The sequence below is a fragment of the Streptomyces hebeiensis genome, assembly GCF_052983195.1.
This window is the reverse complement of sequence record NZ_CM129812.1, coordinates 1,371,860-1,389,180: the sequence shown is the minus strand read 5'-3', so window position 1 is coordinate 1,389,180 and position 17,321 is coordinate 1,371,860. Positions and strand designations below refer to the sequence as shown.

The 17,321-nt window shown below is 73.1% G+C and carries 15 protein-coding genes; 12 read left to right on the top strand and 3 right to left on the bottom strand.

Annotated features, from left to right (window positions below; translation table 11 throughout):
- Nucleotides 1-7: 7 nt before the first annotated feature.
- Together ACU6P3_RS05985 and ACU6P3_RS05980 are read left to right on the top strand one after the other, a co-directional pair.
- A complete protein-coding gene (locus ACU6P3_RS05985; RefSeq protein ID WP_447196219.1) occupies nt 8-1,093 on the top strand; it encodes an S-(hydroxymethyl)mycothiol dehydrogenase in 1,086 nt (361 codons plus the stop codon).
- Nucleotides 1,093-1,722: an MBL fold metallo-hydrolase gene (locus ACU6P3_RS05980; protein ID WP_447196218.1), complete on the top strand. Its 630-nt coding sequence runs from the start codon at nt 1,093-1,095 to the stop codon at nt 1,720-1,722. Before ACU6P3_RS05985 ends, ACU6P3_RS05980 begins: the two co-directional genes overlap by 1 nt.
- On the opposite strand, the gene ACU6P3_RS05975 is transcribed toward ACU6P3_RS05980, so the two are convergent.
- The gene (locus tag ACU6P3_RS05975; protein WP_447196217.1) at nt 1,707-2,681 is read right to left on the bottom strand and encodes a pseudouridine synthase; all 975 of its coding nucleotides are present in this window, start codon (nt 2,679-2,681) and stop codon (nt 1,707-1,709) included. The genes ACU6P3_RS05980 and ACU6P3_RS05975 overlap by 16 nt on opposite strands.
- 373 nt (nt 2,682-3,054) lie before the next feature.
- Between ACU6P3_RS05975 and ACU6P3_RS33590 the strand changes: the two genes are divergently transcribed.
- From ACU6P3_RS33590 to ACU6P3_RS05935, 8 genes are all read left to right on the top strand, one after another.
- Nucleotides 3,055-3,705, top strand: coding sequence for a hypothetical protein (locus ACU6P3_RS33590; protein ID WP_514414744.1), 651 nt, complete (start codon nt 3,055-3,057; stop codon nt 3,703-3,705).
- A 69-nt stretch (nt 3,706-3,774) separates the two neighbouring features.
- Complete coding sequence (gene pabB / locus ACU6P3_RS05965) at nt 3,775-6,333, top strand: aminodeoxychorismate synthase component I (protein ID WP_447196215.1); 2,559 nt, start codon at nt 3,775-3,777, stop codon at nt 6,331-6,333.
- Entirely contained in the window at nt 6,330-8,306 is a 1,977-nt protein-coding gene (locus ACU6P3_RS05960; RefSeq protein ID WP_447196214.1) for an AMP-binding protein, read from the top strand. The genes pabB and ACU6P3_RS05960 overlap by 4 nt, the downstream gene beginning before the upstream one ends.
- A gap of 37 nt (nt 8,307-8,343) precedes the next feature.
- Nucleotides 8,344-10,014 carry a class I adenylate-forming enzyme family protein gene (locus tag ACU6P3_RS05955; protein WP_447196213.1) on the top strand — a complete coding sequence of 557 codons (1,671 nt, stop codon included), beginning with the start codon at nt 8,344-8,346 and terminating at the stop codon, nt 10,012-10,014.
- A gap of 118 nt (nt 10,015-10,132) precedes the next feature.
- Complete coding sequence (locus ACU6P3_RS05950; RefSeq protein ID WP_447197779.1) at nt 10,133-11,317, top strand: FAD-dependent monooxygenase; 1,185 nt, start codon at nt 10,133-10,135, stop codon at nt 11,315-11,317.
- A gap of 155 nt (nt 11,318-11,472) precedes the next feature.
- Nucleotides 11,473-12,342 carry a DMT family transporter gene (locus ACU6P3_RS05945; protein ID WP_447196212.1) on the top strand — a complete coding sequence of 290 codons (870 nt, stop codon included), beginning with the start codon at nt 11,473-11,475 and terminating at the stop codon, nt 12,340-12,342.
- Between the two features lie 244 nt (nt 12,343-12,586).
- Nucleotides 12,587-13,048, top strand: a complete 462-nt coding sequence (locus ACU6P3_RS05940; RefSeq protein ID WP_447196211.1) for an ATP-binding protein — start codon at nt 12,587-12,589, stop codon at nt 13,046-13,048.
- A gap of 192 nt (nt 13,049-13,240) precedes the next feature.
- Nucleotides 13,241-13,585: an ArsR/SmtB family transcription factor gene (locus ACU6P3_RS05935; protein WP_030752999.1), complete on the top strand. Its 345-nt coding sequence runs from the start codon at nt 13,241-13,243 to the stop codon at nt 13,583-13,585.
- A gap of 79 nt (nt 13,586-13,664) precedes the next feature.
- Here the strand turns inward: ACU6P3_RS05935 and ACU6P3_RS05930 are convergent, their stop codons facing one another.
- The gene (locus ACU6P3_RS05930) at nt 13,665-14,537 is read right to left on the bottom strand and encodes a universal stress protein (protein ID WP_447196210.1); all 873 of its coding nucleotides are present in this window, start codon (nt 14,535-14,537) and stop codon (nt 13,665-13,667) included.
- A 310-nt stretch (nt 14,538-14,847) separates the two neighbouring features.
- Here ACU6P3_RS05930 and ACU6P3_RS05925 point away from each other — a divergent pair, with 310 nt between their 5' ends.
- Nucleotides 14,848-15,534, top strand: a complete 687-nt coding sequence (locus ACU6P3_RS05925) for a CBS domain-containing protein (protein ID WP_447196209.1) — start codon at nt 14,848-14,850, stop codon at nt 15,532-15,534.
- Nucleotides 15,531-16,400 carry a universal stress protein gene (locus tag ACU6P3_RS05920; protein WP_447196208.1) on the top strand — a complete coding sequence of 290 codons (870 nt, stop codon included), beginning with the start codon at nt 15,531-15,533 and terminating at the stop codon, nt 16,398-16,400. Before ACU6P3_RS05925 ends, ACU6P3_RS05920 begins: the two co-directional genes overlap by 4 nt.
- 65 nt (nt 16,401-16,465) lie before the next feature.
- On the opposite strand, the gene ACU6P3_RS05915 is transcribed toward ACU6P3_RS05920, so the two are convergent.
- A complete protein-coding gene (locus tag ACU6P3_RS05915; RefSeq protein ID WP_447196207.1) occupies nt 16,466-17,209 on the bottom strand; it encodes a response regulator in 744 nt (247 codons plus the stop codon).
- Nucleotides 17,210-17,321: the final 112 nt, after the last annotated feature.

Sequence of the window (17,321 nt, the reverse complement as noted above, 5' to 3'; positions counted from 1 at the left end):
TCCTGGCATGGCACAGCAGGTGCAAGGGGTCATCGCCCCCGGCAAGAACGAGCCGGTACGGGTGGAGACGATCGTCGTACCGGACCCCGGCCCCGGCGAGGCCGTGGTGACGGTCCAGGCGTGCGGTGTCTGCCACACCGACCTGCACTACAAGCAGGGCGGCATCAACGACGAGTTCCCCTTCCTCCTCGGCCACGAGGCCGCCGGCGTGGTGGAGTCGGTGGGCGACGGCGTCACGGAGGTCGCCCCCGGTGACTTCGTCATCCTCAACTGGCGTGCGGTGTGCGGGAACTGTCGGGCCTGTCTGCGGGGCCGTCCCCAGTACTGCTTCGACACCCACAACGCCCGGCAGAAGATGACCCTGACGGACGGCACGGAACTCTCCCCGGCCCTCGGCATCGGTGCCTTCGCCGAGAAGACCCTCGTCGCCGCCGGACAGTGCACCAAGGTCGACCCCGCCGTCGCGCCCGCCGTCGCGGGCCTCCTCGGCTGCGGTGTGATGGCGGGCATCGGCGCCGCGATCAACACCGGCCAGGTGGGCCGCGGCGACTCCGTCGCGGTCATCGGCTGCGGCGGTGTCGGCGACGCGGCCGTCGTCGGCGCGCGCCTCGCGGGCGCGGCACGGATCATCGCCGTCGACATCGACGACCGGAAGCTGGAGACGGCGAAGTCGATGGGCGCGACCCACACCGTCAACTCCCGCACCACCGACCCCGTCGAGGCGATCCGTGAACTGACCGGCGGCTTCGGCGCGGACGTCGTCATCGAGGCGGTCGGCAGGCCCGAGACCTACCGGCAGGCGTTCTACGCCCGGGACCTGGCCGGCACGGTGGTCCTGGTCGGTGTGCCCACGCCCGAGATGAAGCTCGAACTGCCCCTGCTGGACGTTTTCGGCCGCGGCGGCGCCCTGAAGTCCTCGTGGTACGGCGACTGCCTGCCGTCCCGCGACTTCCCCATGCTGGTCGACCTGCACCAGCAGGGCCGTATCGACCTCGCCGCCTTCGTCACCGAGACCATCGGCCTCGGCGACGTGGAGGCGGCGTTCGACCGGATGCATCAGGGCGACGTCCTTCGCTCGGTGGTGGTGTTCTGATGGCCGCCCGCATCGACCACCTCGTCACCTCCGGCACGTTCTCGCTCGACGGCGGCACCTGGGACGTCGACAACAACGTCTGGATCGTCGGCGACGACACCGAGGCGGTCGTCATCGACGCCGCCCACGACGCCGACGCCATCCTCGCCGCGCTGGGCGGCCGGGCGCTGCGCGCGGTGATCTGCACCCACGCCCACGACGACCACATCGACGCCGCCCCGGCCCTCGCCGCCGCGACCGGCGCTCCCGTCCTGCTGCACCCCGACGACCTGCCGCTGTGGAAGCTGACCCACCCGAACCGGCTCCCCGACGGCGAACTGGCCGACAACGCCGTGCTCACCGTCGCCGGCACGTCCCTGACCGTTCTGCACACCCCCGGACACGCGCCGGGCGCGGTCTGCCTGTACGCGCCCGGTCTGGCCACCGTCTTCACCGGTGACACGCTCTTCCAGGGCGGCCCGGGGGCCACCGGCCGGTCCTTCTCCCACTTCCCGACGATCATCGACTCGATCCGTGACCGGCTGCTCGGCCTGCCGCCGGAGACCGTCGTACGGACGGGCCACGGCGACCCGACGACCATCGGCGCGGAGGCGCCGCACCTGGAGGAGTGGATTCAGCGGGGCCACTGAGAGCTGGGCCATGGAGAGCGGGGCCACTGAGCGAGCCGCAGCCCGCTCTCGAAACGGTACGGCTCCCCGGTCAGCGGATCGGTGAACTCCAGCAGGCGGGCCAGCAGTTGCAGGGGGCGCGCGTAGGCATCCGAACCCTCGGGTCTGTCCGGCAGGACGACCGGATACAGGGGATCGCCGAGGATCGGCAGTCCCAGCGCGTCCATGTGGACCCGCAGTTGGTGGGTGCGGCCGGTGGCCGGCAGCAGCCGGTACCGGCCGTACCCGCCCCGGTGCGCCAGCAGCTCGATCCGGCTCTCGCTGTTCGGCTCGCCCGGCACCTCCCGGGCGGCCGGCACGCCCGGCTCCTTCTCGATCCGGCTGCGCACCGTCACCGGCAGCTCCACCGACGGGTCGTGGCGCGCCACCGCCTCGTACTCCTTGCGCACCCGCCGGTCGCGGAAGAGCGTCTGGTAGGCGCCACGGTCCTCCGGCCGTACGACGAACAGCGTGAGCCCGGCCGTCAGCCGGTCGAGCCGGTGCGCCGGCTGCAAGGCGGGCTCGTCCAGCTCCCGCCGCAGGCGTGCCAGCGCCGTCTCGGTGACATGGCGCCCCCGTGGTGTGGTGGCCAGGAAGTGCGGCTTGTCCGCCACGACGATCCGCTCGTCGCGGTGGACGATCCCGATCTCGAACGGCACCCGTTCCTCGGCGGCGAAGTCGCGGTGGAACCACACGTACCGGCCGACGGCGTACGGCTCCCCGCCGGACAGCGGCCCGTCCGTCCCGACGAACCGCCCCTCCCGCAGCATCTCCTCGACGCGGCCTGTCCCGACCGCCCCGCCGAACCGGCTGACGAGATGGTCCCGTACGGTCGCCCACCGCCCCTCGGCGTCGAGGGGCAGCCGCAGGCGCACCGGGTCGATCCCGTCCCGCTGGGGGAGGGGAGACGGCGGCGGGGGGCGGCGGTGTCTGCGGGCCACGGTTTCCTGCGCTCCTGCGCTCCTGCGCTTCTGTCTTCTTGCGTTCCCGCGGGCTTCTCGCGTGCGTTGCCGCGCTTTCGCGGTGCGCCGGCCGGTGTACCGGTGTCCGTGATCCTACGACGACCGCCCCGCGGCGAGGCGGCGAGCCCGGTCGGCAATTGCGTCCGGCATTCGCCGTCAGCATTCGCCGTCGGCACGGGGCGGGTCGGGACCGGGGTGGCGTGACCGCCTCCGCGCGGAGAGTTCTTCGCCGCGACTTTCGCAGGTGGGAGGCGCGGTGGGGAAGACCGGAGGGACGGATTCACAGGATTCGGCCGCGCGCGTTGAACGGCTGGGGCAGTATTCACGTATTCAACGACGTCCGGCTTCCGGAATGGAGTCACCGGGTATCGCGATGCCTGGAGGAGGGCGCGGTAAGGAAGGCGCAGCCGGAGTGCATGAGGAACCGATCACTATCACGGTCGCGTATCACGTAGCGCCGGGGCGAGAAAGCGACTTTCGTATATGGGCCATGGCAGGACTGGCGGCGATGTCCCGTGTCCGGGGTTATCTGGGAGGCGGTGTTCTCTCTCCCGGGGAGCCCGGCTCGGAATGGCATGTCGTGCACCGGTTCGCGGGCGAGAATGCGGCACGGGACTGGGAGGAGTCGGCCGCCGGCCGGCAGTGGTCGGCGCACGGAGAGCGGGTGGCCCGGGAGACCGGGTGCCGTAGAACACGAGGTCTGCGGGCCTGGTTCAACGGGCCGGAGGCGCCGCCGGCACCGCCGCCCCCGACACCGCCGCCCAAATGGAAATTGTGGTTCGTGAATATGGGTGCGGTCTTTCCGCCGGTGCTCGTCTTCAATGTGACGGTGATTCCGTATCTCGGCGGACTCAACGCACTCGTCCGGACGCTGGTCCTCTGCCTGTCCGTGACGGCGATTGTCACCTGGGTGCTCATGCCGCGCCTCCAGCGTTTCCTCAAGAAATGGCTGTACCCGCCGCTCCAGGCGCTGCGCGGGCGGCACCGGCGACGGGCCGCGTAGTGCAGCTCAAAGCCCCGTGGAACCGGTTCCCGGTTCAAGGCGCAGAAAGACGAAAAGGAGGTGGGCCCGGTGAAAACCCTGCTCATCGACAACTACGACTCGTACACGTACAACCTGTTCCAGTTGATCGCCGAGGTCAATGGCGAGGAGCCGGTTGTCGTGCTCAACGACGCGCCGGACGGCGCGGAGCTGGACCTGGGAGCCTTCGACAACATCGTCGTCTCACCGGGGCCCGGTCATCCCGGAAAGCCCCGGGACTTCGGTATCGGTACGACGCTGCTGGCCCGCGCCCGTATCCCCGTCCTCGGGGTCTGCCTCGGGCACCAGGGCATCGCGATCGGTGAGCAGGCCCTCCTGGCCCCGGCGCCCCGGCCCCGGCACGGTCACGTGTCGACGATCCGGCACAACGGCCGGGGGCTGTTCCGGGGGCTGCCGCAGAACTTCGCCGCGGTCCGCTACCACTCGCTGTCCGTACGGGAGCCGCTGCCGCTGACCCTGGAGGCCACCGCGTGGGCCGAGGACGGTGTGCTGATGGGGCTGCGGCACCGGACGCGCCCGCTGTGGGGCGTGCAGTTCCACCCGGAGTCGGTCCTCACCGAGTTCGGCCACCGCATGCTCGCGAACTTCCGGGACCTGACGGAGGAGCTCTCCCACCAGGACCGCACACCGTCGGGAACACCGGAGCCCACCCGCGGGCCGGCCGCGGCCGGCACCCCGACGTCGGCGGCGACGCCGGTACCGGTCGGGCCGCGGACTCCGCCCAAGGTGACCGTCACCGCCAAGGTCCCGGTCCGCTTCCCCGCCTCGGCCCCCGCGGCGGTCAAGGCCGTCCCCGCCTCCGCCCCGGCGGCGGTCAAGGTCCATGTCCCGGCCCCGGCCCCGGTGCCCACCCTGTGGCCGGCCCCGGTGCCGGTCTCGGCGTCGCTCTCCGGGCCCTCGTCGATTCCGTCGTCGGTCGCGGTCGCGGTCACGGTCCCGGCTCCGGCGTCGGCCGCGGTCCCGGCTTCGGCGTCCGCCCCGGTCCACGTGTCCGTACCGGCCCGTCCCCCCGCCCCGGTCCGCCGCCGCGAGGTGAAACGCCGGGTCTTCCCGAACTCCCGTAGCTCGGCGGAGAGCCTGGTCGGCTCGCCCCCCGGGCCGCCGGCCGCCGGCTACCGGCTGCACACCAGGAAGATCGGCACCGCCGTGGACGCCGAAGCGGCCTTCACCGAACTGTGCGCCGACGCGCCCCGCGCCTTCTGGCTGGACAGCGCCCAGGTCGAGGCGGGACGCTCCCGGTTCTCCTTCTTCGGCGACGGCAGGGGCCCGCTGGCCGAGTTCGTACGGTACGAGGTCGGCTCCGGCGCCTGCCAGGTGGAGGGGCCCGGGCGGCCACCGGTCCGCGTGCCCGGCAATGTCTTCGACTATCTGAAGGGTCAGTTGGCGCTGCGCGCCGTGGACGCCCCCGGGCTGCCCTTCGACTTCGCAGGCGGCTACGTCGGCTACTTCGGCTTCGAGCTGAAGGCCGACTGCGGCTCCCCGAACCGGCACCGCGCCGAAACCCCCGACGCCTGCTGGCTCTTCGCCGACCGGCTGGTGGCCGTGGACCACCAGGAAGGCACCACCTACACCGTCTGCCTGGCCGAGGACACCCCGGCCGGACTGCGGTCCGCCACCGACTGGCTCGACGCGACGACGGCCCGCCTGAGCCGGGTGCGGGCGTCCTCGGAGCCCGCCGCACCGCCGTCGGCCGTGGTCGACCTCACCGCCGCGGAACCGTGGCTGGCCCGCGACCGCAAGGGATACCTCGCCGACATCGAGGCGTGCCGGCGCGAGCTGAACGCCGGTGTGAGCTACGAGATCTGCCTCACCGACGCCGCCCGGCTCCCCGCGCCGGAGGACCCGTACGGCTTCTACCGGTCGCTGCGCCGCCACAACCCGGCCCCGTACGCGGCCTACCTCAAGTTCGGCGAGGTCGACGTCGCGTGCTCGTCCCCCGAACGGTTCCTGCGGATCACTCCGGACGGCACGGTCGAGGCCAGGCCCATCAAGGGGACCGCGCCACGGGGAGCCGGGCCCGAGGAGGACGACCTGCTGCGGGATTCGCTGGCGGCCGACGACAAGACCCGGGCCGAGAACCTGATGATCGTCGATCTGCTCCGCAACGATCTCGGCCGGGTCTGCGCCACGGGGACGGTACGGGTGCCCCGGCTCATGGCGACCGAGACCTACGCGACCGTCCACCAACTGGTCTCCACCATCGAGGGCCGGCTGAGGGAGGACAAGGACGCGGTCGACTGCGTACGCGCCTGCTTCCCGGGCGGCTCGATGACGGGGGCGCCCAAACTGCGCACCCTGGAGATCATCGACTCGCTGGAGACCGAGGCCCGCGGCGTCTACTCCGGTGCCATCGGCTACTTCGGCTGCAACGGCGGCGCGGATCTCAACATCGTCATCCGTACGGCCGTCTTCAGCGGCGGCCGGATGCGGCTGGGGGCGGGCGGAGCCATCGTGCTCGGCTCCGACCCGGCCGCCGAGTACGACGAGATGCTGCTGAAGACCGCGGCCCCGATGCGCGCGTACCGGGAGACCATGGCGGCCGAGTCCGCCGGCCGGTCGGCCCGCCTGGTGGAGGAGCCGACCCTATGACACCCCGGTCCACCCTGACCCACCCGGTCCACCCGGTCCACCCGGTCGGGTCCGCCACCGCGACCGCTCGTACGGCCCCGGAATCCGCCGAGCGCCCCGTGCCCGTACCCGAACCGGCCCCCGGGCCCGCTCCCGTACGAACGGAACATCCCGCGCCCGTGCGGGTCGGACTCCCCGCGCCCGCTCCCGTACCGGCCGAGGCCCTCGTACCCGGGCCCGTACCGGCCGAACCGCCCCTGTCCCTCCCCGCACCGGGCGAACCGCCCCTTCCCCGCACGGCCGCCGCGCGCCCCGCACCCCGGCGCGGGCACGCCGCCACCGCGGCGCACCGCCCGGGCAACCTGGCCGCCGACCTCGCCGGACTGGCCGAGCGGCACGGCTGGACCGCGCGCGCCGCCTTCTACCAGGACCACCAGGTGTGGACGCACGGTGAGGTGCACGACCTCGCCGCGCGCGCCGCGACCGTCCTGGCCGACCACGGGGTGCGGCCCGGCGACCGGGTGCTGCTCGCTCTCCCCGACTCCCCGGCGTGGGCGGTGGCCTTCCTGGCCATCGCCCGGCTCGGAGCGGTCGCGGTGCTCGTCAACCCCGAGCTGCCGGCGGCCGACCGCGCCTTCATGGCGGACGACAGCGAGGCCGCCGTGTGTGTCACCGGCCCAGGAGCGGAGGACCGGTTCGGCACGGACCGCCGCCTGTACGCGGACCAGTTGCTGGCGCTCGCCCGTACCGCAGCCCCGGCCGAGCCCTGCCCGGCCGCCTCGGACACCCCGCTGTACATCCAGTACACCTCCGGTACCACCGGCCGTCCCAAGGGCGTGGTCCACTGCCACGGCGACCCCGAGGCGTACTACGAATTCGTCGGCCGCCGGCTGCTGCGGATCGGCCCCGACGACGTCACCCTCTCGGTGTCCAAGCTCTACTTCGCCTACGGCTTCGGCAACGCGTTCGTCTTCCCGCTCTTCTCCGGCTCCGCCGCGGTCCTCGCCGCCCGCCGCCCCGGCCCCGCCGCCGTCGACGAACTGGTCGCCCGGCACCGGGTGACGCTGCTGTACTCGGTGCCGTCGGCCTACGCCGCCCTGCTGGCCGACCGGGCCGTGGGCCACGCGGCCTGCTTCGCCTCCGTGCGCGCCGCCGTGTCGGCGGGCGAGAGGATGCCGGCCGGCCTCGGGGAACGGGTGACCGAACTGCTCGGCGCGCCCGTACTGGAACAGATCGGCTCCACCGAGGTCGGCCACGCCTTCTGCGCCAACAGCCTCGCCCACAACACCCCGGGCACCGTCGGGCGTCCGGTGCCCGGGTACGAGGTGGAGCTGCGGGACGACGCCGGACAGCCGGTGGCGCCGGGCGGGACGGGCGAGTTGTGGGTGCGGGGGCCGTCGCTGACCCCCGGGTACCTGAACCTGCCCGAGGAGACCGCGCGCGCCCTGTCCGGCGGCTGGCTGGCGACCCGGGACCGGGCCCGCCGTGAGCCGGACGGCACGTACCGTCACCTGGGCCGGGCGGACGACATGGAGATGGTCGGCGGTATCACCGTCGCGCCGCAGGAGGTCGAGACGGTCCTGGGGGCCCATCCCGCGGTGCGCGAGGTCGCGGTGGCGGCGGTCCCCGACGACCGGGGAGTCACCGGGCTGCGGGCCTACGTCGTCATGTCCGCGTCGGCAGAACCGTCGGCGCCGGCCGATCCGTCCGCGCCGGCCGATCCGTCCGCGCCGGCCGATCCGTCCGGGGCGGTCGACGCGACCGAGCGTGCCGCGCGGGCCGGCCAGGGCGTGCGGACGGACCACGGCGAGCAGCGTGCCGAGCCCGGGCGGCCGGAGGCGACGGCCGACGGCCTGGAGGAGGCGCTTCTGTCGCTGGCGCGCCGGCACCTGGCCGCCTTCAAGGTCCCCAGGACCGTACGCGTGGTGACGGCGCTCCCGCGCACGGCCACCGGCAAGCTCCGCCGTCACCTGCTGCGCCAGGGCTCCTGGTGACCACCCCTACCCAAGATCTCAGGAAGGAACGGCCGTCATGCGACAGCCCCTGTTCTCCGCGCGCGGGTTCTACCTCGGCCTGATGTTCCAGCAGGCCGCGGCCCGGCACGGCGCCGTCGAGGTCACCCTGGACCGGCCCTTGGACGTGTGTCCCCAGGCGGGGCTCTCGGTCGGCTATCCGCACCTGGCGGCCCTCGTCGACGACCTGTCCGCACGGCTCTGGCAGGCCGGCGTACGGCCGACCGAACGGGTGGCCGTCCACAAGGCGGACAACGTCGACATCGCGCTGCTGGCCTGCGCGATCTCCCGCATCGGCGCGGTACCGGCACTGCTCTCGCCCGGTCTGGACGGGCCGGTCGCCCGCGAGCTGCTCGGCCGGCTGGAACAGCCCTGGCTGATCACGGACCGGGCCACCCTGGAGGGCCCACCGGGCGTCGCGGCGACGTCGGACACCGGGCAGGCCGACGGTCGGGCCGTCGACCGGGCCGCCGGGGGGATCGACGGGCAGGACGGCGGCCCCGCCCTCGCCGGTCTCGTACGGAGGGTGCTCACGGTCGGTGAGGCACCACCCGGAACCGACGCCGTGTCCCTCGACACGTACGCCGGCGCACCGCCGCGCGGACCGGTGCGGCTGCACCCCGGCGAGCCCGCGCTGATCACCCACAGCTCGGGCACCACCGGAATACCGAAGCTGGCGGTGCACAGCGCCCACACGATGTGGAACCGGCTGCTCCCCCAGAAGGCGCTCGGCCGGCCGACCCGCGGCGAGACGGCGGCCCTGCACCTGTCCTTCGTCCACTCCCGCTTCTACCACCTGCTGGGTGTGCTGCTGCACTACGGCAGCCCCCTGGTGCTCATGGTCGACCCGGACCCGGCCGCCGTGGGCCCGCTGCTCGCCCGCCACCGGCCGGGCATCGTGGAGACCCACCCCAACACCTTCGTCCTGTGGGAGGAGCTGGCCGACGCGCCCGGCCGCCCGCTGGCCGGGGTCCGCGCGTACGGCAGCACCTTCGACGCCATCCACCCCCGTACCGTGCGCCGGCTGCTGGGCGCCTCGCGCCGGCGCTCGCCCTGGCTCGTGCAGCTGTACGGGCAGAGCGAGACCGGCCCGGTCGCGTTCCAGTGGTACACGCGCCGGGGCGCGGGTCGTACGGACGGCCGGCGGGTCGGGACCGCGTTTCCCGGTTTCACCCGGATCCGGGTCGCCGACGGCCGGGGAACCGCCGCACGGCCGGGGGTGACCGGCCGCATAGAGGCCCGCACCCGGGGCCGCATCCTCACCTACCTCGGCGCCCAGGAGCAGTACAACCGCCAGCTCGATCACGGCTGGTGGCAGATGGGGGACATGGGCTACCGGGACCGCTGGGGCGGGCTGTACCTGATCGACCGGGAGATCGACCGGATCGAGGAGGTGGACAGCAACCTGGAGGTGGAGGACGTCCTGATGTCCCGCCTCGACGAACTGCGCGAGGTGGTCATCGTCCCGGGCGCGGAGCGCGAACCGGTGCCCGTGGTGTGCGTACGGGGCGACCGGCCGCTCGACGGCAGGCGGTGGCGAGAGGCGACCGAGGACCTGCCGCGGATGTCGACGCCGATGCAGTGGCGGTTCGAGGACCTGCCCCGGACCTCCACCTGGAAGGTCAAACGCGTCGAGATCACACGGATGCTCACCGAGGGTGTCTTCCCGGCCGTCCGGTTCGGAGGCTGAGATGGCGGCCGTGGACCGGACACCCGCCGAGAACCGTTCACCCGGAGGGGATCACTCACCCGCCGAGGTCCGCTCACCCGGCGGCGACCGGGCCCCCGGCGTCGGCCGGACGCCCGTCCTGGTGGTCGGCGCCGGGCCCGTCGGCCTGACGGCGGCCCTCGGACTCCGGGCGCGCGGTCTCCCCGTGACGCTGCTGGAGGCCGCTCCGGAGGGCCGACGACGAGAAGGCGGCCGCGCGCTGTTCGTACACCGGGAGACACTCCGGTTGCTGGACGGGATGCGGCCGGGCCTCGCCGCCGAGATCAGCTCGTTCGGGCAGACCTGGCGCACCAGCCGCACGTTGTACCGGGGGCGCGAGGTGTACGCGCGGACCTTCCCGCCGTCCGTCCGGCAGGCGGGGGACCGGCCCGGCCTGCCACCGTTCACCAGCCTGCGGCAGGTGGACACCGAACGGTTCCTGCTCGCCGCCTGCGAGGCCGCGGGCGTACGGATCGAATGGGGCGCGCGGGTGGCCGGGGTACGGGTCTCGGCGGCCGGTGTCGCCGTGACCGCCGAGGACGGCCGCGACTGGAGCGGTGACCGGGTCGTCGCGGCCGACGGCGCGCGGTCGGCGGTCCGGCGCGAGCTGGGCATCCCCATGGAGGGCGGCCACGCGCCGGGTTTCCACGTCGTCGTGGACGTCGCCGAGACCCCGGGGGCGGAACTGCCGGTCGAACGGGTCTTCCACTACGAGCACCCCGGCGTGGGCGGACGCAGCGTGATGCGGGTGCCGTTCACGGGCGGTTTCCAGCTCGACCTCCAGTGCCGGGACGACGACGCGCCCGAGTCGTACGGGACGGAGGAGGCCGTCCGGGACTGGCTGCCCCGTCTGGTGGGCGACGGCCATGCCGACCGCGTGCTGTGGGTGTCGACGTACCGCTTCCTGCGCAAGGTGGCCGCCTCCTTCACCGATCCCGCGCGCCGCGTGCTGCTCGTCGGCGAGGCGGCCCACCTGTTCCCGCCGTTCGGCGCCAGGGGCATGAACAGCGGCGTCGCGGACGCGGCCGCGGCCGCCGAGGCGGTCGCGGCGGGGACGCCGGAGGCGGTCGAGGCGTTCGCCGTGACCCGGCGGGAGGCGGCGCTGTTCAACAGCGCCGCGGCCGGCGAGGCCCTGGAACACCTGCGGCCGCGGCGGACCGTACGGGCGAAGCAGCGGGTGGCGGCGGCGCTGGCGCCCGTGGTTCCCCGGTGCGGCGCGTGGCTTGAGCGCGCGCCGTACGGGCCGCGCCACGGCTCACCCGCGAGCGCGGGCGGCACGTACTGAGGGGGGCCGACGGGTTCCCGCTGAACGGCGGGTTCCTCCTCAACGGCGGGTTCCCCCTGAACTCCGGGCCGCCGGGTCCCCCATTCGGTCCCGGCCCGGCGGTCCGGTCCTGACTAGGGAACGGATCCGGCGCCGGCGGACCGCATGATGGTGCGGTGATCAGCGTCCTGTTCGCCATCCTGACCGCGGTCAGCAACGGCTCCGGTGCCGTGCTCCAGCGCAGGGCCGCGGCCACGGTGCCGGACACCAAGGCCATGCGCCTCGAACTGATCCGGCACCTGCTGCGGCAGAAGGTCTGGCTGGCGGGGATCGGCCTGGTGATCGTCGCGGCCGTCTGCCAGGCGGTCGCCCTGGCCACCGGGCCCATCGCCGTGGTGCAGCCGATCTTCGTCGTCGAACTGCCCGCGACGCTGCTGATCGCCGGCTACGTCTTCCGGGCCCGGCTGCCGCGCGAGGTCTGGGCCGGAGTGGCGGCGGTCACCTGCGGGCTCGCTCTCGGGATGGCGTCGGCGGCGCCGGGCGGCGGCGGCGAGAGCGTGCCCGGCGCCGCCTGGATCTCCGCCCTCCTCCTGACCGGCGTCTTCGAGGGCCTGCTCCTCGTCTGGTCGACCCGGTTGCGCGGCAACGCGCGGGCCGCCGCCCTCGGCCTCGCCGCCGCGACGGGCTACGCCCTGACCGCCGCGCTGATGAAGGACGCGATGGCACGCCTGGAGGACGGCGGCGCGGCGGCGCTCTTCACCTCCTGGCAGTTGTACGCCACCGCCGTCGCCGGGGTGGGGGCGCTGTTCCTGCTGCAGAACGCTCTCCAGGCGGGTTCGCTGGCCGCCTCGCAGCCCATGCTCACCCTCGGGGACGCGCTGATCAGCATCGCCTACGGGGTGACCCTCTTCGGCGAGAGCGTCCGCGTCGGCTGGTGGCTGCTGCCCGAGCTGATCGCCGTGGTGTTGATCACGGTCGGCTGCGTGACACTGGCCCGCTCGCCCCTGGCGGGTGGCGCCGCACCTCCGCCACCACGCGTGCGCTGACCTGCGGAAGTCGCGGGGAGGAGGCCGCTCGTCGGGGCCGGCACGCGCACGCGGCCCCAAGGGCCGGACCGCACAGGCGGTTTGAGGCGACGTCCGCGTCGGCGGCCCATCAGAGTTGAGGAATTGCCAACTTATGCAATTGCCCACATGATGTACCCGTCCTGATGTACCCGTCGTCGCGCGTCCGGTCCCGGCCGCCCGCCCGGGTCCGCAGGCCCGTCGCACCCGTCCGGGAGGAGCCCGGGTGACCAGCCGTATCGCTCCCTTGCCGCACCGGCACGTCCTGACCCTGCCCACCGTGCCCTCGGCCGTGCGGATGGTGCGCGAGGCGACGGAACAGGTGCTGGCCGAGTGGGGCATCAGCCCGCGGCACCCCGCCGTGGACCCGGCGCTGCTGATCCTGAGCGAGCTGGTCACCAACAGCGTCCGGCACGCCGCCCCGGTCTCCCCGAACCTGACCGTCATGTACGCGGCCGGCCGCGGCACGTTCGTCTTCGCGGTGCACGACCGGCACCCCTACCAGCCCGTCCTGGACGGCCTCGGCACCGACGCGGGGCCCACTGTCGGGACCGGGACCGCGAACGGGAACGGCGGTCTGGCCACCGTCATGGAACTCACCAGGAGTCTGGACGGCACCGTGGTCGTCCACGGGGACGGGGACGGCGGGGGCAAGAGCATCTGCGTCAGCCTTCCCCTCCAGCGGTGACGGCCGGGCGGTGTTCCGTACGATGCGACTGCTCACGGGCCGACTCTCGCCCGGTCCGCGACGGGTGGAGGTCATTACGCTGAACGGCATGGGTGAGGATGGCCGCATGGCGGACAGGACGGGATGGGCGCGATGCGCGCGGACGCGGTGTTCACGACCGGCGAGGGGCACGGACGGCGGAGGACCGGTTCGGTGAGCGTGCCGCTGTACCAGCTCAAGGCGGAATTCTTCAAAACGCTCGGTCACCCCGTACGCATCCGGGTGCTGGAGCTGCTGAGCGAGCGCGAGCACGCGGTCGCCGACATGCTGCCCCAGGTGGGGGTGGAGCCTTCGCACCTGTCCCAGCAACTGGCCGTGCTGCGCCGCGCGAACCTGGTCGTGACCCGCAAGGAGGGCTCGACCGTCATCTACTCGCTGACCAGCCCGCACGTCGCGGAGCTGCTGCGCGTCGCTCGCACCATCCTGTCCGGGGTGCTGGCGGGGCAGGCCGAACTGCTGGCGGACCTGCGGGCCGCCACTCCTGAGGAGAAGGCGTAGGAGGGCGTGAGCCGCCGGCCGCTACCCGCGGCCCGCGGCGCGCGCGATGGCCCGGTCCGAGGTGGATTCCACCGCGGAGTCAGCGCTCCGGCACCACCGCCACGGGGCAGCCGGCGTGGTGCAGTACCGCGTGGTTGACACGGCCGAGTTGCAGACCGGTGGCGCCGTGCCGGCGCCGTGCGCCGACGACCAGCAGATCGGCGCCGTCCGACTCCTCGATGAGTGTCTGGTGTGCCGTGCCCTGCACGGCCTTCCGCCTGACCGCCACCCGGGGGTAGTCGTTCCGGACCACGGCGATGACCCGGTCCACGCACTCGTCGGCCTCTTGCCGGTACGCGCGTTCCTGTTCACCTCCGAGGAGGGGGTACGGCATGCTTTCGTGAGCCGGGCAGCGCCAGGCCCGTACGGCGAGGAGTTCGCACTCGCGCGAGCCTGCCTGGGCCAGGGCGAAGCGAGCGGCCGCCGTGCTGCCCGTCGACTCCCCCACGCCGAGGACGACCCGGTCGAACGCGCCCCTGCGGTTGGGTTCCGCGCCGCGGACGACGACCACCGGGCAGCGGGCCCGTCCGGCGACGGCCAGGCTGACCGACCCGAGGAGCATGCTCAGGACCGGCCCGTGCCCTCGCACCCCGAGCACCAGCAAAGATGCCTCGTCCGCCTCTCTCAGGAGCGCGGTCACGGGATCTTCCGGCTGGACCGCGGTGGTGGCCTTCACGTCCGGGGCGAGCCGCCGCACACGCTGCTCCGCCGTTGCGACGAGGTTCTCCGCGTACACCTGCTGCGAGGGCCGGTCCGTGCCGATCGACGGACGTACCCCCTCGTAGTGTTCCCACAGGGAGGCGTGGACGAGCCGGAGGGGCAGCTCGGAACGCTCCGCCTCGGCCGCCGCCCAGTCGATGGCCTGGAGGCTGCCTCGTGATCCGTCCACTCCTACGACCACGGGAAATGCCATGTGGTTCACCACCTTCTCATCCGATCGTGCGTGCGGACACCGCCTGACCTCCTCGTTCGCCTTTGGACGGCGCATGTTCGGCGTCCACCCTCCAGCCTCGTGACGCCGGGGGCCCGACGACAGTGCCGGTCGGGCCCCGGCTCTTGGTCCTACCGGTCCCTCCGGCGGGGCGTGTCGGCCGTCCGCCTGGGCCGTCCGCCGGGCGATGGGGCCATGTGGCTCATGCCGTCCGTCCCGCTGTGCGAAGACCCTGGAGAGGTGACCGTGACCCGGTGGGCCGGCACGGTGCCGGGACGGAGGGAGCGTGACCATGAAGCACCGCACGATCGGGGAACTGATGACCCGCAATGTCGTGAGCGTGTCGCTCGACACGGTGTTCAAGGACATCGCCAGACTCCTGGCGGACCACGACATCAGCGCCGTACCGGTCGTCGACGGAGCGGGCCGGCCGGCCGGCGTGGTGTCCGAGGGGGATCTGCTGCGCAAGGCGGCCAACCGGTCCGATCTGACCGGTCGGACGCCCGTGCCGCATCTGGAGGCGTGGGAACGCGCGAAGTCCGAAGGGCGCACCGCCGGGGAGATCATGTCCGCGCCGGCCGTCTGCGCGCACCCGGAATGGACCGTGGTGGAAGCCGCCCGTCTCATGGAGGTGCAGAACGTCAAGCAGCTTCCCGTGGTGAACGAGACGGACGAGCTGCTGGGCATCGTCAGCCGCAGCGATCTGCTGAGGGTGTTCCTGCGGCGTGACCAGGCCATTGAGGATGAGATCTCGCACGACATCCTCGTCGGGACGTTGGGTCTGGCACCGGGCGCGGTCACCGCCGACGTCAAGGGCGGCGAGGTGTCGCTGCACGGAACCGTGGACGACGGCCGCCTGATTCCCGTGCTGGTGCGGCTGTGCACCGGCGTCGACGGTGTCGTCTCCGTGTCCGAGCGGCTGACGTCACGGACCGCTCCCGTCGGGCCGGCGAGCACGGCACACGGTGCTCCGTCATGACGTCCGAAGTGATCACGGTGGGGCTGGACGCCTCCGAGGAAGCCCTCGCCGCTGCCCTGTGGGGGGCCAGGGAAGCGCAGCTGCGGAACGCCACCTTGCACCTGATGCACGCCTGGATTCTGTTGGCCTCGGAGCCGGAAGGGGCCCCGCTCCGTGCCGAGGACCAGAACTACTGGGCCCGGTGGATCGTGGACCGGGCGTCCGAGAGGGTCCTGGACCGGTACCCGGACCTGTCGGTCAGCGAGGAACTGGTCCCGGAGGAGCCCGCTGCCGCTCTGCTGCGCGCCGCCTGGGAATCGGACCTGCTGGTGCTCGGGTCCCGGGACATGGCTCCCGTCGCGAGCTACTTGCTCGGTGACATCGGCCTGCGAGTCGTCACCCGTGTCCAGGCCCCGCTGGTGCTCGTGCGCCCCGACGACGGTGGCCGGCCGGCCCATGACCAGGGCGACGTGGTGCTGGGCCTGAGCCTGCACGGACCGTGCGACGGCCTTGTCTCGTTCGCCTGCGGGACCGCGACGCGGTGGCGAGTGGCTCTTCGCGTGGTGCACGGCAGGAGCCTGCCGGCCCCCGCGTACACCCGTGGCGGTGTCGACCCCGCCATGTCGGCAGCGGTCGCCGAGGACGCGCGGACCGAGCTCACCGCGTTTCTGCGTCCTTGGCGGGAGAGATTCCCCGACCTTCCCATGACCACCGCCGTCACGGCTGATGGACCGGCGCGCGCGGTCCTCCGTACGGCCGCCGACGCCGGGCTGCTCGTCCTGGGAAGGCGACGGCGCCGTCCCGCGCTGTCACCTCCCGTCGGGCACGTCCTCCAAGCGGCCATGCACCACGCCGCTTGTCCCGTCGCCGTCGTACCCCACGATTGACGTGCGCGGCCGGCCGGGGCGCCCGGGAACGACGACATCCGCCGGGACGTCCGGCCTCCGGTCTGTCACGACCGGCGTGGGCCCGGCCCACGAGGAGACGCCCCAGGGGGAGACGCGTGGAAGTGACCGGCCTCGGGGCCTGCCGCCTGCGTGGCCAGTACGGCGGCCTGGACCCGCCGTTCGACCCCGAGCTTGGCCAGCAGCCGGGAGATGTGGTTCTTGACCGTCTTCTCCGAGAGGTAGAGACGTCCGCCGATCTCGCGGTTCGTCAGCCCTTCCCCGATCAGACCGAGAATCTCGTGTTCCCTAGGCGACAGCTCCAAGAGCGAGCCCGGCTCCGCACCCGCGTTCTCATCACCGCGCAGACTGCTCATCAGCCGCGTCGTGGTCGCCGGGTCGAGTATGGACCGGCCGGACGCCACGGTGCGCACGGCGGCGACGAGATCCGCGCCTTTGAGATCCTTCAGGACGTAGCCCGCGGCGCCGGCCATGATCGCGTCGAGCAGCGCGTCGTCGTCGTCGAACGAGGTGAGGACCAGGCACGCCAGACCAGGCATCAGGGAGCGCAGCTCGCGGCAGACGGTGATCCCGTCGCCGTCGGGCAGGCGGACGTCGAGCAGGGCGACGTCCGGCCGTACCGCCGGTCCCCGGGCCAGGGCCTGATCCATCGTGCCCGCCTCGCCGACGACCTCGATGTCGGGCTCGGCGTCCAGCAGGTCCCGCACGCCGCGCCGGACGATCTCGTGGTCGTCGAGCAGGAACACCCGGATCCGGGACAGGGACGGAAGGGGAGCGGGTCGCTCGTTCATGGCGCTCCTCCGCGCAGAGGTGCTTGAGGCCCTCTTCCATGATGCCCCGGCCGGGGCCGACCGGCCTCCGGCGGACTCGGCATGCGCTCACGCCCCGGGACGCTACGGTGGA